Origin of the sequence: Staphylococcus simulans (assembly GCF_025561465.1) — a bacterium.
GTDB classification, from domain to species: Bacteria; Bacillota; Bacilli; order Staphylococcales; family Staphylococcaceae; genus Staphylococcus; species Staphylococcus simulans.
This window is the reverse complement of record NZ_CP095100.1, coordinates 1,739,286-1,755,053: the sequence shown is the minus strand read 5'-3', so window position 1 is coordinate 1,755,053 and position 15,768 is coordinate 1,739,286. Positions and strand designations below refer to the sequence as shown.

The window sequence follows — 15,768 nt, the reverse complement described above, 5'->3', positions numbered from 1 at the left end:
TCGTTCTTGTACTACGTTCTTATTATTGTACCATGTGAATATGGTAAACTTCCAAATTAAGATTTTATCTATTGGCATCTATACAATTTTATTTAGAATATGGTATCATTATATAATACAACAATAGCTTAGAGAGGTCGTAAGGCATGGATAATGAAAAAGGTTTACTAATTGTCTTATCAGGTCCATCTGGAGTCGGAAAAGGTACTGTCCGCAAAGAAATATTTGATGATCCGAAAACATCATACAAATATTCAATTTCAATGACGACACGTGAAATGCGTGAAGGTGAACAAGATGGCGTTGATTATTTTTTCAAGACAAAACGAGAGTTTGAGCAACTTATCGCACAAGATCAATTTATTGAGTATGCAGAATATGTAGGTAACTACTACGGTACACCTGTACAGTATGTGAAAGACACTATGGATGAAGGCTATGATGTCTTCTTAGAAATCGAAGTTGAAGGTGCGAAACAAGTACGCAAGAAATTCCCTGATGCATTATTTATCTTCCTAGCACCGCCAAGTTTAGATCACTTAAGAGAGCGTTTAGTCGGCCGCGGTACAGAATCAGACGAAAAGATTCAAAGTCGTGTGAAAGAAGCACGTAAAGAAGTGGAAATGATGAATCTTTATGACTACGTTGTGGTAAACGATGAAGTAGAACTTGCTAAAGAACGTATTCAAGCAATCGTTGCAGCCGAACATCTAAAACGTGAACGTATAGAAGCAAAGTATAGAAAAATGATATTGGAGGCCAAAAAATAATGTTATACCCACCGCTTAATCAATTAACTTCAAAAGTAAAATCAAAATATTTAATCGCAACAGTGGCAGCCAAACGCGCACGTGAATTATATGACAAAAAAGACACTGCGTTATTAGAAAAATATCACTCAGTTAAAACAGTTGGAGAAGCTCTAGAAGAGATTGCCGATGGCAAAATCACTCCAATCGAACCAGAATTAAACGAAAGTGAATTCGAAACAAAAGACTGAGTTTAAAGTGATTATATAAATTGAAAACAACCTTTAAGGCAAAAAACTGCTTTAAAGGTTGTTTTTCATTTAATAAGACATCTTCAATTGCTCCATAGAACGTTCTAACTGATCGAAATCTATAATACGTGCTTGTCTATGAAATTCTCTTCCATTATTAAAAAGAATGACGACAGGCGCAGTAAAGAGTGAGAGTTGACCAGCAGCTTCAGGAATATCATTTACAATAATTTGTGCTGCAGGTATTTCTAACTGATTTACTAATTTTTCTACTCTAGGTTGGTCTGCATGGCAGACTGAGCAACCATTCGCCATGACATATAATAAGAATTTATTTTCTGATTCAATGCGTTGTGTAATATCGTCATATTGCTTTAAAGTCTCCATCTTCAAACCTTCTTTCTATTGTCTGTGTCGAAAGCTATCTTACGCGGATAGAGATAGAGAATCAACTTTATTGCTTTGCAAAGCAAAGGACTTTTTTGACCTAGAGTGTTAAAATATAAAATGATTGATGAATTATGAGGCCATTTCATTTGGACTCATTTTTTAATATTAAGCCGTATACATAAAGAGAGAATAAACTTGGAGGCAAAGATTGCGATGAAGAATATTTTATTAGCAGTATCGGGTGGTATTGCAGCTTATAAAGCGATTGATTTAACAAGTAAATTAACACAAGCAGGGTATGACGTACGTGTAATGCTGACTGAACATGCACAAGAGTTTGTGACACCGCTTGCTTTCCAAGCAATCAGTCGTAATCCTGTATACACGAGTACATTTAAAGAAGAAAATCCAGCTGAAATTCAACATATAGCATTAGGTGATTGGGCAGACGCAGTGATTATTGCGCCAGCAACTGCCAATATTATCGGTAAATTAGCAAACGGTATTGCTGACGATATGATTACTTCAACTTTATTAGCGACAACTGTTCCTAAATTTGTTGCTCCTGCTATGAATGTGCATATGTATGAAAATCCAAGAGTACAAGCGAACATGCAAGTATTGGCTGAAGATGGTTATCATTTCGCTGAACCTGGTGAAGGCTTTTTAGCCTGCGGCTATGTAGCGAAGGGCCGTATGATGGAACCATTGGATATCATTGCATTCATGCGCCAAACGATGGAACAAAATAATAATCAATCAGTCATCAATGAGAGTGATTGGTTCAATGGTAAACATGCCTTAGTTACAGCAGGACCAACGGTCGAAGTGATTGATCCTGTACGTTTTGTGTCTAATAGAGCATCAGGAAAAATGGGATATGCACTTGCTGATGCATTACAAAAGAGAGGCGCTAAAGTAACTTTAGTGAGTGGTCCAACAAGCTTAACGCCACCAGAAAATGTGGACTTTGTACCTGTAACTAGTGCGGAAGATATGTTTAACGCAGTAGTTGAACGTTTTGATGCTCAGGACTTTGTCTTTAAAACGGCTGCAGTTTCAGATTACAAACCATCAGAAAAACTGGAACATAAAATGAAAAAACAAGATGGAGATTTAACCATTTCATTTACACGAACTAAAGATATATTGAAATATTTAGGTGAGCATAAATCGCATCAAAAATTAATTGGCTTTGCAGCTGAAACACAAGATATTGAAAAATATGCAAAAGCTAAATTAGAGAAAAAGAATGCAGATGTGATTATTGCGAATAACGTAGGAGACACATCTATCGGTTTCAGTTCTGATGATAATGAAGTCACATTATACTTCAAAAATGACGAAGCAGTTAATATAGAGAAAGGTAAGAAACAGCAGCTTGCTGGAAGAATCTTAGAAGAATTAGAACGTAGGTGGAAAAAATGTATGCAAAGGTAATTGTAGATGTCCCAGCTAAAAACGTAGACTTTACCTTTGACTATAAAATACCAGAGCGACTCGTACCCATAATTCAAGTTGGTGTACGAGTCGTTGTACCCTTTGGGTACAGAACCATTCAAGGGTATGTTATGGAAATAGCTGAGGAACCAGATCCAGAACTAGATCTATCTAAACTAAAAGAAATCCAAGAAATTCAAGATATTAAACCAGAACTGACACCTGAATTAGTTGATTTAAGCGCTTGGTATGGTAAATATCATGTCACGAAACGTATTTCTATTTTAGAAGCCATGTTACCAAGTGCTATTAAAGCAAGATATACCAAAGTATTTGAAATTGTAGAAGATGAATCAATACCAGATGACATTTTAAAACGCTTTAATAAAGAAGGACATTATGCTTATAAAGCTGCTCAACAAAATGGTGATTTAAAACATTTAGTTCCTTTATTAGAAGAAGGTATCGTTAGAGAAGAAACGTTACTGTCTCAAAATACAAAGAAAAAAACACAACGTGCAATACGAATAAGAGATGATCATCAACCAGATGAAGTTTTAGCAATGTTAGAACGACACCCTAAACAATATGATGTTTATGCTTACTTGCTAGATGCACAAAATAGAGATGTTCCTTTAAAAGAACTTGAAGAAGTAGGGTTATCAGCTTCAAGTGCTAAAACATTGGAACGTAATGGTTTTGTAGAGAAGTATGATGCCATAGTAGAACGTGACCCATATGCATCAAGAGTATTTGAACAAGAAGAAAAACGACAACTCACTCCAAGCCAACAAATCGCTTACGATGAGATTAAAAAGGTTATTGATGAAGAAAAACAAGAGACTTTCTTATTACATGGTGTAACAGGTTCTGGTAAAACTGAAGTTTATCTTCAAACGATAGAAGCTGTTCTAGAAAAAAATCAACAGGCTATGATGTTAGTTCCAGAAATTGCTTTAACACCACAAATGGTTTTACGTTTTAAACGTAGATTTGGTGATGAAGTTGCAGTATTGCATTCTGGTCTTTCAAAAGGCGAACGTTATGATGAGTGGCAAAAAATACGTGACGGTCGTGCACGTGTAAGTGTAGGCGCGCGTTCTAGTGTTTTTGCACCATTTAAAAATCTGGGTATGATTATTATTGATGAAGAACATGAGGCAACATATAAACAAGAAGATTATCCTCGTTATCATGCGAAAGAGATTGCATTATGGCGAGCAAAATATCATCAATGTCCATTAATTTTAGGTAGTGCGACGCCAAGTCTTGAATCATATGCACGTGCTGAAAAGGGAGTTTATCACTTATTAAGCTTACCTGATCGTGTGAATAATCAACCATTACCTGAAATTGATATTGTAGATATGCGTGAAGAATTAGCAAATGGTAACCGGTCAATGTTTTCGACAGAATTGCGAGAAGCAATTCAAGACCGTTTATCTCGCAATGAACAAATTGTACTATTCTTAAATCAACGTGGTTATTCTTCATTTATATTATGTCGAGACTGTGGTCATGTACCGCAATGTCCGAACTGCGATATTTCATTGACCTACCATAAATCTAGCGATAAATTGAAATGTCACTATTGTGGTTATGAAGAAACACCGCCTAATAAATGTCCAAACTGCGAAAGTGAACACATTCGTCAAATGGGAACTGGTACCCAACGTGTTGAAGAACTTTTAAATCGTGAATTTGAAAATGCGAAGATTATTCGTATGGACGCAGATACAACATCAAGAAAAGGTGCACATGAGAAGTTATTGAATGACTTCGGAGAAGGTAAAGGGGATATTCTGCTCGGTACTCAAATGATTGCGAAAGGGTTGGATTTCCCAAATATTACACTTGTCGGTGTATTAAACGCTGATACAATGTTGAACTTACCAGATTTTCGTTCCAGTGAAAGAACCTTCCAATTGCTGACTCAAGTAGCAGGGCGTGCAGGACGTCATGAAAAAGAAGGGAAGGTTATTATTCAAACCTATAACCCTGATCATTATGCGATACAAGATGTCCAGCTTAATGATTATTTATCGTTCTATCATAAAGAAATGAAATACAGACAAATTGGTAAGTATCCACCATACTATTTCTTGATTAACTTTACGATTTCTCACCAAAATATGAAAGAAGTTATGCAAGCAGCGGCACATGTTCATAAAATATTATTACAACACCTTACGGATCGGGCTTTGATTTTAGGACCATCACCAGCAGCTATCGCTAGAATTAATAGAGAATTTCGTTTCCAAGTTCTAGTCAAATACAAAAGTGAACCCGAATTACACAAAGCACTTCAATATTTAGATGATTACTATCATGAACGCTATCAAAAAGATAAGCTTTCATTAAAGATAGACATAAACCCTTATGTCATGATGTAGAGAATAAAATAGCATAAAATGATGGATAAGTGATGATTTAGAAAGTATTAGATGCTTTTTAGATTATCACTTATCTTTTTATTTTCAGCCAACATCAATGTATAAGTGTAATACTTTTTGAAAGTTCTTTATTATTGCGTGCTATACAAAAAGTGGTGTAAAATAAATTAAATTATAAATGCTTATCTGCTTACGAACTTCATATAGATATACGATTAAGGATTCTTTATGAGGCACTATACTGTTAAAAGTAAGCAGTTTATCAAAGCTATAATTAATTTTCAAAAGGGGATGATGAAACGATGAAAATAGCAATCATTAGCGCAACGGGTAAACAAGGAACAATTTTAACTGAAAAAGCATTAGAGAGAAACCATGAAGTTACTGCGTTTGTCAGAAATCATAATAAATTACAATTTGATGTTCCATATGTAGAAATAGATATATTAGATATTACTCGTGAAGATTTAGAAGGTTTTGATGCAGTATTTGTCGCATTTGGCGCACCAAGAGGAAAAGAAGAGTTATATATTCAAATGACTAATCATCTTATTAATATTTTAGACGGTATAGATGTAAAACTGATGTTTGTTGGTGGAACAGGTAGATTGTATATAGATGATAGTAAAACAACAAGAGTAGCGGATAATCCAAATATCCCAGAGGCTGTAAAAGAATCAGCTATAAAAATGGCTGAAGCTTATGATATTCTAGCAGCACAAGACAAACTAAAAGACTGGACGTTTGTAAGTCCTGCAAGCATGTTTGATTTTAATGGTCCAGAAACCAACGATTATAAATTGGGTACTGATACAATTATTTATAACTCAAGAAATAAATCTTATGTATCGTACAGTGATTTCAGTAACGCATTTATAGATGAAGCTGAAAATGATCAATATCCAAACCAAGGTATCACAGTAGTTTCTGGTTAACTGATAATAAAAAGCAACCTCATTAAAAGCAATTTAACTTTCTATTGCTTTTAATGAGGTTTTATTATTAAGAATGCACTAACTTGTACAGGTGTATATATTTTATATAGGTAACTATAAGTTAATATCCCTTTTTTGATATTGTAATGATTATTTTCATGTATAATAAGGAATCAAGGAGTGATTTTATGATTCTGCTCAAAACGTTTATCATAGCATTTTCAGTTTTCACATTTTTATCTGCGATATTAATGTTAGCACGTAATCCGAAAACACCTAAAATTACAATGATCCTCTTAATAGTAGGAAGCTTATTGTTAGATATCGGAGCTTTAATTGCTAATTTCATACCAGCTCTGATTCTTTTAATCATTGGATTTGCGAAGATCCAAGTAGGCATAGGTATCTATCAAAAGAGAACTTTTGGGAAAATCATCTTTTTAGCACAAAGTGTGAGGTTCATTGTAAGTATATTTGTTATTGTTTTCTTTATTATTTTACAATAGTTTAAAGCATCTACTAAGAAATCTTGGTAGGTGCTTTTTTACGCCTTAGCAAAGGTATCCAGTGAATTAAGCTATCAATAGATTTAGTGATTGTTATAATTTTGTGGATTTTATTAAAAAATATTACAATCTGATTTTGATTGTAAAAATATTTAAAATTTGTTTCAAAAGCGTCATGTTATCCTATATAATGTAAAATATACGTTAATTAGTATGTACTATACATATAATGGAGGTTACTATGGAAAAGACAATTGATTTAGGAAATTTGATGACGGCATTAAAGAAAAATTTAAAGTTTTTAATTATCTTGCCGTTAATCTTTTTGATTGTAGGGTTATTGATTAGTTTCTTACTTATCCAACCTAAGTACGCAGCAACGTCGCAAGTATTAGTAAATCAAAAAGAAACAAGCAATGAGATGATGGCACAACAAGTACAATCTAATATTCAACTTGTTAAAACGTACTCAGAAATTATTAAAAGCCCAAGAATTCTTGATAAAGTTTCAAAAGAATTGAATGGAAAATATTCTGAAAAAGAACTTTCAGAAATGTTAAGTGTAAACAACCAAGCAGAATCGCAAATTATGAATATTACTGTCGAAAGTAAAAAGAAAAAAGATGCCACTAAAGTAGCTAATACTATTTCTAAAGTATTTAGTGATGACGCAAGTAAAATTATGAATATTGATAACGTTTCTACATTATCTAAAGCTGAAAATGCAAAGAAAGTTGCACCTAAGCCAATAATTAATGGTCTTATTAGTCTAATAGTGGGGCTAATTATTGCGTTAATTATTGTGACACTAAAAGAATTGCTAGATAGAAGAATTAAAACAGAAAAAGAAGTAGAAGAAGTTTTAGGATTACCTGTTCTAGGTTCTATTTCAGACTTCGGTAAAAAGAAATAAGGAGGACTTAATAGCTATGGCAAAGAAAAATGAAGTAATTCAAAACCCGTTAATCACATTTAATGATCCGAAATCTGTTATTAGTGAAAAGTTCAGAGGAATAAGAACTAATATTATGTTTTCAACTGCTGATAATGATATTAAATCGATAGTATTTACATCAGAAAAACCTTCGGCAGGTAAATCACTTGTTTCTGCAAATGTTGCAGTTACATATGCACAAGCTGGTTTTAAAACATTAATAATTGATGGCGACATGAGAAAACCGACTCAACATTATATTTTTAACACTTCAAATGTAGATGGATTTTCAAATCTGATTATTAATCAATCATATTTAAGTAAAGCAATTGAGAATACGGAAGTTGAAGGCTTGGATTTATTAACTTCTGGACCAATCCCGCCGAACCCGTCAGAACTTATTGGTTCTTCCCAATGTTTAAGTGTGCTTGAAGAGTTATATGAAATATATGACATCATCATAATTGATACGCCACCTGTAAATACAGTGACAGATGCTCAGTTATTCTCAGAAATAAGTGGGTATGTTGCTATGGTTGTAGATGTTAAAAACAACGATAGAAACGCAGTTAAAAAAGGAAAAGATTTAATTGAAAAAACAGGTGCAAAAGTATTAGGTGTTATTTTAAACAAAACAACACCAGATAAAACATCAAGTTATTATGCATATTATGGAGAAGATAAAAATGATTGATATTCACAACCATATTATTCCAAGTGTAGATGACGGCCCTTCAAATGAAGAGGAAATGATTAAATTAGTTAAACAAGCAGCTGAGCAAAACATAACTGGGATTGTAGCCAGTCCTCACCATTTACACTATAGATATGATAATGAGTTTCAAGACATCGTACAAAACGTTCAAGAGATAAATGAACATGAAGAAGTAAAGAAATTAGGAATTACAGTTTATCCAGGTCAAGAAGTCAGAATATCCGATCAATTATTAATACATTTGGATAATGGCAAAATTAAAGGGATAAATAATTCAAAATATCTTTTACTTGAATTGCCATCAAACCAAGTACCTAACTATACGCAAAATATTATTTATGAGATTCAAACCAGAGGCTTTATTCCGGTAATTGTTCATCCTGAAAGAAATAAACAAATTTCACAAGATATTAATGTATTATATGGATTAGTTGGAATTGGAGCTCTAAGTCAACTAACCGCTTCTTCTCTAACAGGAACATTTGGAAAAAATATACAGAAGTTATCTTTACAAATGATTGAACATAACTTAGTACATTTTGTCGCTTCTGATGCACATAGTGCTGATGAGCGACCGTTTGGGTTTAATAATCTTCTAAGCAACAAAAAACTTAGTAACTATCAAGATGATATTAGTAGGTATTTAAACAATAATAAGTTGATGATAGAAGATAGTAAGATTATTAGTGGTAGACCTGTTGAGTATACACGCAAAAAGATTTTAGGAATTTTTTAAAATTACTAGTATGCATTAGAAAGAGTGATAAGTATGAGAATTTTTAACATGATTAAGTATCACTTATATCCCAATTTAGTTAATGGATTTTTATATATTTTCCCTAATGCTAAAATTACCAATAAAATTAGAGGTAGATTATTAAAACCATTATTCAAGAATTGTGGCGAAAATTTGCAAATTGCAAGCGGAGTGATTATAAATATGCATCGCAATATAACTTTAGGAAATAACGTTTATATTGCTCATAATGTATGGCTAAACGGCACAGGCGGCTTAAAAATTTTAGATAATGTTATTATTTCACCAAATGTAATTATTGCAACTACTAAACACGAACGTTTGAATAATAGTGTTAGCAATACTCATTCAAATTCGAAACCTATAACTATTGGAGAAGGTACTTGGGTAGCGGGTAACTCAACAATAGCTATGGGAGTTCAAATTGGTTCAGGCAATATTATTTCAGCCAACTCATTAGTAAATAAAAATATTGATCAGAACAATGTATTAGTAGGTGGAGTGCCAGCCAAAATAATTAAGGCTTTAGGTGAGAATAGTGTATAAATCTAAAATATTAAGTAATATGGTGACTAGTTTAATAGTTATAATTTCGTTTGTTATCACTATTAACTTATTTCTAAGTCAAAATAGTTTGCCGTCAGGATATAGATTTTTATACTTGCTACCATTATCATACGGGCTGCTTTATGTGGTCTTTTTACACCGTGTCACTGTAAAATATGGATTCAGTTTATTTTTATCAGTATATATTGTTGTGAGTTTTGTAAGGTATGTAATACTTTCATATTTAGTGGTTAATTCAGGTTGGTATTACGGAAGATCTAATTTTTCTCCAATTGATACGAAGTTTAGAAAAGCTATTTACCTAATGGTTTATGAACTCTTTGCTTATAACCTTGCTATTTTTATATTCCATAAAATTTTGTTTAAAAATAGTGTAAGTAATACGAAGATAAAAAGCACTATAGAAGATATAAAATTTAACAAAAATAATTTTATATATATTTCATTTGTGTTATTCACACTGCTATTAGTTGCTTTAAAGCCTAGTTCTTTACAATTCTTCTCTTTTATTTCAATAAACAGTAATTATACTACTGTAGAAGAATCAGATGCATTAGTTTCAATTATTATAATATTTATTAATGTATCTCGCTATATAGTTTATTTTATGCTGGTTAAGTTCTTTATGGAAAGATTTTACATAAAACATCCAATTTTTGCTTTTACCAGTGTCGTTATTATTACTTTAATAAACGCAATGATTTTATTTGGCACGAATAGATCAGATTTTATTTTTAGCTTTATAATTAATTTGTTGATTTTAGTTTATCTATTTAGAAAATACGGAGTTGCTTTAGGAGCGATTCTTATTACTTTGGTTCCAGTGGTAGTAGGCAATATGACTAAGTATAGAGAAACAACTACAATAACAAATGGTTCAAATAAACTGATTGACATAACTGATAATTTACAAGTGTATTTGGCAGGGGTTTACAATGTAGCCATTAGTTTGGATATGAGTTTTATTCAAAGAAGCCCTGTAATGTTATTAGTAGATGTATTTCGATCAGCTATTGGTCCTAACGTTATATTAAAGCAATTTAACTTTGTTTCAAGTTCAAAACTTTTTAATGTTCGTTTGTTCTCATCAGATCACGTTTCTCAGATTGTTCCGATGATTGGCCAATCAAACTTATATTTAGGATTTATATTTTCACCGTTATTAGGTATTGCTTTTATTTTTATCGCTTTATATCTTTTGAAACAAATTATCAAAGTGAAGCGTTTTGAATTAATATATATCCTTTCTCTATCTAGTGGAAGAATGGGATTTGTTATGGCTCAAAATGGGAACATACTAATTAATGATTTAACGTTCTTTTTACCATTGTTCTTGTTGGTTTACTATCTAAATAATAAGGTTGTGTTAACTAATGAAAAGTAAATTAACAAATCTTATTTATACTTTCATGGGTAATGCTACTTTTTCATTTATAAAATGGCTTATTCTGATTTTGATTGTTAGATTAACTAATACTGAGCAAGTTGGTATATATACGTTTGCTATTGCTTTAACAACACCCATTGTTCTGTTAGTAAATATGAGATTAAGGTTAAGGTATGTCGTAGAAGATAATCTTTCATTTGTTAATTTAAAATACTTAAGAAATATTTTGAATTTAATCTCGCTTGTAATCATTACTATAATTACCTTGATTTTCTTCAAAGAATACCTAGTCATTGTTATCTTAGTTGCTGCGACAAAATTACTCGATTTAAATTCTGAATTGTATTATGGTATCTACCATAAAAAATCAATGTTCAAGAATATATCATTGTTAATGATTGTTAAATCAGCTTTAGTGATTTTATCATTTGGCGCTGTTTTAATAGTTACCAAAAATTTAGTTTTAAGTATGATTGCTCAGTTGATAGTACAATTTATATGGTTAGTACTTGCTGAAAAGAAAACACAAAATTTTGTTGATGAAGGTAAGAAAACAAGTTTTAACTTTAATATTATTTGGGGAATATTTTTAGCAGGAATTCCATTAGGAATAGTACAATTGCTTAACTCCTATAATATTTTAATACCCAGGTATGTAATCGAAGACAAGTTAAGTATTACAGCAATAGGTATTTTTGCTGCAATAAGCTATCTATTAACAATTATTGATATCTTTATGAATGCAATTTCCCAAAACTTTATTGTTAGTATCAAAAGTAAGATTAAGAATAATCAATTTAGTAAGTTGAGAAAATTCATTTTGAGAGATGTTTTAATAGCTTCAGTGGTTTTAGGTGGAGTAGTAGTTATTACAAGCTACTTGTTTGGAGATAAGATTATCAACATTATCTACGGAAGTGGATATGCAGATAAGAGTTATATTTTAACCATAGTAGCTATTTCAATTATTTTTAATTTCCAAGGTTGGATGTACGATACAACACTTATGGCCTTAGAGCGGTACAAAATTCAATTATTCGCATCGTTTATAACACTACTTGCATCTATAACTGCATCATTGCTATTGATTCCAAATTATGGATTGCTAGGTGCATCATTAGCCATTGTTGTAATCACGTTTATTCAGTCTACTATTAAGCTTGTTGTTATTATGTCAATAATGATTAAAAAAGGAGCAGTAAAATGACATCAGTATTATTTGTTCATGATTTTCCTGTTAAATATGAGGCTTCTACGGAAAAGTTTTATTCAAATGGATTTTCATATGAAATTTGGAAAAGATATTTAAATGTCTTTGATAAAGTTAAAGTTGCTTCACGTTTAAGTAGAAAGAATATCAAAAATGATGCACAGTCAAGTGGCCCTAATGTAAGCTTTCAGCCTATTAAAGAATATACAAGTATTAAAAAATTAATAATGAACTATTCTAAAATAAGTAAAAACTTAGAAAATCAAATTGATAAAGCTGACTGCGTGATTATACGTTTACCTAGTGTATTAGGGTTTGTTGCAGCAAATATTTGTATCCGCAAAAAAAAGAAATACATGGTTGAAGTTGTAGGATCAATGTTTGATACTTATTGGAATTTTGGAGGTTTATTTGCAAAAGCATTAGCACTTCCAAGTGAGATAATTCAAAAGCGAAGTATTAAGCATGCAAGTATTGCAGTATATATCACTCAAAAATATTTACAAAGTAAGTATCCATCAAAAGGTGAAATGTTTAATGGTGTTTCAAATGTAATAGTAAAAGATGAGTTGCTTGAGAATAATTCATTTCAAGATGAAATCAACTTAAACCATCCAGTGAAAATAGGCATTGTAGGGTCAACATATGTTAGATATAAAGGCCATTTCATTGCTGTTGATACAATTAAGAAATTGAAAGAAAAAGGGTTTACCGTTCAACTTCAGATGGTTGGTCAAGGATTAGATGAAGGTTTATCTAAGTATATAAAAGAACAGGGTATTGACAACGAAGTAATTTACAAAGGTATGTTGAATAGTGAAAAGGAAATGGATAAATGGTATCAACAGCTAGATATGTATATTCAACCAAGTAAAACTGAAGGCCATGGAAGAGCAGTGGTTGAAGCAATTAGCAATAGAGTTCCTGTCTTTACTTCTAATGTTGGAGGATTACCAGACAGCGTTAATAAAGAATTCCAGTTTTCAATTAAGCAACCTGAAAATCTAGTGGATTTATTAGTTAAAGGCATTGAAGACAAAAAGTTTTTAAAACAGAATATCGAAGAGAATTTTAAAAACATTAAAAAATATAGAAGAACTTTAGTTTCAAACAAAAGAAATGAAGCATTAAATGAGTTGAAGAGAATCGCAAATGAGGAGGTAGAGTAATGAAAGTTTTAATTACAGGTGCAGCTGGTTTTATAGGCTCACATCTAGCTAAGAAATTGATCTCACAAGGGCATGAAATTATCGGTGTTGATAACATTAATGATTACTATGACCCAAAATTAAAAGAAGACAGATTGAAATCAATTGGTGATAAAAATTTCACATTTTACAAAGTAACTTTAGAAGATGCAGATAAGTTAGAAGATATTTTCAAAGAGCAGCAACCTGATGTTGTTGTTAACTTAGCTGCACAAGCAGGTGTAAGGTATAGCTTGGAAAATCCAAGAGCTTACATTGATTCAAATATTGTAGGGTTTGTTAACATTCTTGAATGCTGCAGACACTACAATATTAAACATTTAATTTATGCTTCATCTAGTTCAGTTTATGGTGCTAATACTTCTAAGCCATTTTCAACTTCAGACAACATAGATCATCCTCTAAGTTTATATGCCGCAACAAAGAAATCCAATGAATTAATGGCACACACATACAGCCATTTATACAATTTACCTACAACGGGATTAAGATTCTTCACAGTTTATGGCCCATGGGGAAGACCGGATATGGCCCTTTTCAAATTCACAAAAGCAATTGTTAATGACGAGACAATCGATGTATATAATCACGGTAATATGATGAGGGACTTTACTTATGTAGACGATATTGTAGAAGCAATCAGTCGATTAGTTAAACGTCCAGCTCAATCAAATCCAGAATGGAGTGGAGCTAATCCAGATCCAAGTTCGTCATATGCACCGTACAAAATATATAATATCGGAAATAATAGCCCTGTAAGGTTAATGGAATTTGTAGAGGCAATAGAAAATAAACTCAACAAGACAGCTAAGAAAAATTATATGGATTTACAACCAGGTGATGTTCCAGAAACGTATGCAAATGTTGATGATTTATTCCGTGATATTGATTTCAAACCAGAAACAACAATTCAAGATGGCGTAAATAAATTTATTGATTGGTATTTAGATTATTATTCTATTAAGTAAGGGAAGATTGTAATGTTAGAATTCATATATAATCATTCACCAATTTGGTTTCAAAACTTAATGGTGTCTGTTAAAGGTAAACAATTCATTAAACAAAGGTATACTGAGGAATATTATAATGAATTAGAAAAACTTCATAATACAGAAGATAAGTTTGCATTACAACAAGAACGACTGAATGATTTTTACAAGTATGTTAAAGAAAATAGTGAGTACTTTAAGCGTGTATTACCTGATGTTGAAAGTAATATTACAGTAGAGGATTTGAAACAATTCCCTACTATGGATAAAGAAACAATCAGAAACAACATTGATGAAATTGTTACGCGTAAAGAAAAGTTAATTCCCATGAAAACGGGGGGTTCAACAGGTAAAAGTTTAGTTTATTATACACATCCAATCGATATGTCTCGAAAAATCGCATATCTTGATTATTTTAAAGAGAAACATGGTGTATACAAAGGTATGAGACGTGTAAGCGTCGGTGGTAGAATTTTAGTTCCAAATAAGCAAAAGAAAAAAGTGTTCTGGCGTTATAATAAGCCGCTAAACCAACTCATGCTTTCTGCGTATCATGCAGATGGAGAAAATTTAAAGTACTACATCAAAAAGTTAAATAAGTTCAAACCGCAAACTCTAGATGGATACACTACTGTATTGCATAGAATTGCACAATACATCAACAAACATGATATTCGATTGAAATTCAAACCAATCGCAATATTCCCAACAGCAGAAGCATTAACTGATGAAATGAAAATGGATATTGAAAAAGCCTTTAATTGTCCAGTTAGAAACCAATATGCATCTTCTGAAGGTGCACCTTTTATTACAGAAAATACAAAAGGTGAACTTGAAATTAATCCTGCAACAGGCGTGTTTGAATTAGAGCATTTAGAAGGAAATATTTATGAATTAGTAGTCACTGGTTTTTATACTACGACTACACCATTGATTAGATATAAAATCGGTGATTCAGTTGAATTGTTTGAACCGTTAGATGCAAATTACAAGCAAAGTGATATTAAAATAAAAAGAATTATTGGCAGAAACAATGACTTTTTAATGTCTAATGAACGCGGTATTGTTACTAATGTGAATTTATCAACTGTAGTTAGAGAAGCAGGAAAAGACATCGTTCAATCACAATTTGTACAAAATCAATTGGATGAAATTATAGTGAATTTGGTTGTAGAGAAAGATACTAATAAAAATGCATTAGAAAAAATCTTAACTGAAAAACTCAGTACGAGATTTGGAGATACTACTCAATTTAAATTTAATTACTTCAGTGAAATACCTAAAACATCAGGTGGAAAAACTAGATTCACCATCAATAACTTAGAGAAATAGAAAAG

The 15,768-nt window shown here is 31.7% G+C and carries 16 protein-coding genes; 15 read left to right on the top strand and 1 reads right to left on the bottom strand.

The genetic code is table 11. The features are described from left to right. The first annotated feature begins 146 nt into the window (after positions 1 to 146). Positions 147 to 770 (top strand): guanylate kinase, encoded by a 624-nt coding sequence (gene gmk / locus MUA87_RS08200; RefSeq protein WP_002480629.1) that lies wholly within the window; start codon positions 147 to 149, stop codon positions 768 to 770. Next, positions 770 to 1,000 (top strand): DNA-directed RNA polymerase subunit omega, encoded by a 231-nt coding sequence (gene rpoZ / locus MUA87_RS08195; RefSeq protein WP_002480630.1) that lies wholly within the window; start codon positions 770 to 772, stop codon positions 998 to 1,000. The genes gmk and rpoZ overlap by 1 nt, the downstream gene beginning before the upstream one ends. A gap of 69 nt (positions 1,001 to 1,069) precedes the next feature. Here the strand turns inward: rpoZ and MUA87_RS08190 are convergent, their stop codons facing one another. Continuing rightward, a complete protein-coding gene (locus MUA87_RS08190) occupies positions 1,070 to 1,387 on the bottom strand; it encodes a thioredoxin family protein (RefSeq protein WP_002480631.1) in 318 nt (105 codons plus the stop codon). Between the two features lie 216 nt (positions 1,388 to 1,603). Here MUA87_RS08190 and coaBC point away from each other — a divergent pair, with 216 nt between their 5' ends. The 13 genes from coaBC (at position 1,604) to MUA87_RS08125 (ending at position 15,763) form a co-directional block, all read left to right on the top strand. Further along, entirely contained in the window at positions 1,604 to 2,830 is a 1,227-nt protein-coding gene (gene coaBC, locus MUA87_RS08185; protein WP_262550501.1) for a bifunctional phosphopantothenoylcysteine decarboxylase/phosphopantothenate--cysteine ligase CoaBC, read from the top strand. Further along, positions 2,815 to 5,223, top strand: coding sequence for a primosomal protein N' (gene priA, locus MUA87_RS08180; RefSeq protein ID WP_060803943.1), 2,409 nt, complete (start codon positions 2,815 to 2,817; stop codon positions 5,221 to 5,223). The genes coaBC and priA overlap by 16 nt, the downstream gene beginning before the upstream one ends. Before the next feature lie 302 nt (positions 5,224 to 5,525). Further along, entirely contained in the window at positions 5,526 to 6,158 is a 633-nt protein-coding gene (locus MUA87_RS08175; RefSeq protein WP_262550499.1) for an NAD(P)-dependent oxidoreductase, read from the top strand. A gap of 188 nt (positions 6,159 to 6,346) precedes the next feature. Beyond that, a complete protein-coding gene (locus tag MUA87_RS08170) occupies positions 6,347 to 6,664 on the top strand; it encodes a hypothetical protein (protein WP_262550497.1) in 318 nt (105 codons plus the stop codon). A gap of 241 nt (positions 6,665 to 6,905) precedes the next feature. After that, positions 6,906 to 7,577 (top strand): YveK family protein, encoded by a 672-nt coding sequence (locus MUA87_RS08165; RefSeq protein ID WP_262550495.1) that lies wholly within the window; start codon positions 6,906 to 6,908, stop codon positions 7,575 to 7,577. A 16-nt stretch (positions 7,578 to 7,593) separates the two neighbouring features. Further along, a complete protein-coding gene (locus tag MUA87_RS08160; protein ID WP_107548379.1) occupies positions 7,594 to 8,292 on the top strand; it encodes a polysaccharide biosynthesis tyrosine autokinase in 699 nt (232 codons plus the stop codon). Beyond that, the gene (locus MUA87_RS08155; RefSeq protein ID WP_262550491.1) at positions 8,285 to 9,049 is read left to right on the top strand and encodes a tyrosine-protein phosphatase; all 765 of its coding nucleotides are present in this window, start codon (positions 8,285 to 8,287) and stop codon (positions 9,047 to 9,049) included. Before MUA87_RS08160 ends, MUA87_RS08155 begins: the two co-directional genes overlap by 8 nt. Positions 9,050 to 9,082: 33 nt before the next feature. Next, positions 9,083 to 9,616 carry an acyltransferase gene (locus tag MUA87_RS08150; protein WP_107540440.1) on the top strand — a complete coding sequence of 178 codons (534 nt, stop codon included), beginning with the start codon at positions 9,083 to 9,085 and terminating at the stop codon, positions 9,614 to 9,616. Next, positions 9,609 to 11,021, top strand: a complete 1,413-nt coding sequence (locus tag MUA87_RS08145; protein WP_107540439.1) for a hypothetical protein — start codon at positions 9,609 to 9,611, stop codon at positions 11,019 to 11,021. The genes MUA87_RS08150 and MUA87_RS08145 overlap by 8 nt, the downstream gene beginning before the upstream one ends. Next, positions 11,011 to 12,231, top strand: a complete 1,221-nt coding sequence (locus MUA87_RS08140) for an oligosaccharide flippase family protein (protein ID WP_262550488.1) — start codon at positions 11,011 to 11,013, stop codon at positions 12,229 to 12,231. Before MUA87_RS08145 ends, MUA87_RS08140 begins: the two co-directional genes overlap by 11 nt. Continuing rightward, the gene (locus tag MUA87_RS08135) at positions 12,228 to 13,403 is read left to right on the top strand and encodes a glycosyltransferase (protein ID WP_262550486.1); all 1,176 of its coding nucleotides are present in this window, start codon (positions 12,228 to 12,230) and stop codon (positions 13,401 to 13,403) included. The genes MUA87_RS08140 and MUA87_RS08135 overlap by 4 nt, the downstream gene beginning before the upstream one ends. Next, positions 13,403 to 14,410, top strand: coding sequence for an NAD-dependent epimerase (locus tag MUA87_RS08130; protein ID WP_107540436.1), 1,008 nt, complete (start codon positions 13,403 to 13,405; stop codon positions 14,408 to 14,410). Before MUA87_RS08135 ends, MUA87_RS08130 begins: the two co-directional genes overlap by 1 nt. A 12-nt stretch (positions 14,411 to 14,422) precedes the next feature. After that, the gene (locus MUA87_RS08125; RefSeq protein WP_107540435.1) at positions 14,423 to 15,763 is read left to right on the top strand and encodes a phenylacetate--CoA ligase family protein; all 1,341 of its coding nucleotides are present in this window, start codon (positions 14,423 to 14,425) and stop codon (positions 15,761 to 15,763) included. The last annotated feature ends 5 nt before the right edge of the window (positions 15,764 to 15,768 follow it).

Excerpts from the sequence above, each read along its gene's own strand:
- MUA87_RS08125 (WP_107540435.1), top strand. The coding sequence starts at position 14,423 with ATGTTAGAATTCATATATAATCATTCACCAATTTGGTTTCAAAACTTA.
- priA (WP_060803943.1), top strand. The coding sequence starts at position 2,815 with ATGTATGCAAAGGTAATTGTAGATGTCCCAGCTAAAAACGTAGACTTT.
- gmk (WP_002480629.1), top strand. The coding sequence starts at position 147 with ATGGATAATGAAAAAGGTTTACTAATTGTCTTATCAGGTCCATCTGGA.
- MUA87_RS08140 (WP_262550488.1), top strand. The coding sequence starts at position 11,011 with ATGAAAAGTAAATTAACAAATCTTATTTATACTTTCATGGGTAATGCT.
- MUA87_RS08170 (WP_262550497.1), top strand. The coding sequence starts at position 6,347 with ATGATTCTGCTCAAAACGTTTATCATAGCATTTTCAGTTTTCACATTT.
- MUA87_RS08130 (WP_107540436.1), top strand. The coding sequence starts at position 13,403 with ATGAAAGTTTTAATTACAGGTGCAGCTGGTTTTATAGGCTCACATCTA.
- MUA87_RS08160 (WP_107548379.1), top strand. The coding sequence starts at position 7,594 with ATGGCAAAGAAAAATGAAGTAATTCAAAACCCGTTAATCACATTTAAT.
- MUA87_RS08135 (WP_262550486.1), top strand. The coding sequence starts at position 12,228 with ATGACATCAGTATTATTTGTTCATGATTTTCCTGTTAAATATGAGGCT.
- MUA87_RS08150 (WP_107540440.1), top strand. The coding sequence starts at position 9,083 with ATGAGAATTTTTAACATGATTAAGTATCACTTATATCCCAATTTAGTT.
- MUA87_RS08175 (WP_262550499.1), top strand. The coding sequence starts at position 5,526 with ATGAAAATAGCAATCATTAGCGCAACGGGTAAACAAGGAACAATTTTA.
- MUA87_RS08190 (WP_002480631.1), bottom strand. The coding sequence starts at position 1,387 with ATGGAGACTTTAAAGCAATATGACGATATTACACAACGCATTGAATCA.
- MUA87_RS08165 (WP_262550495.1), top strand. The coding sequence starts at position 6,906 with ATGGAAAAGACAATTGATTTAGGAAATTTGATGACGGCATTAAAGAAA.
- MUA87_RS08155 (WP_262550491.1), top strand. The coding sequence starts at position 8,285 with ATGATTGATATTCACAACCATATTATTCCAAGTGTAGATGACGGCCCT.
- rpoZ (WP_002480630.1), top strand. The coding sequence starts at position 770 with ATGTTATACCCACCGCTTAATCAATTAACTTCAAAAGTAAAATCAAAA.
- coaBC (WP_262550501.1), top strand. The coding sequence starts at position 1,604 with ATGAAGAATATTTTATTAGCAGTATCGGGTGGTATTGCAGCTTATAAA.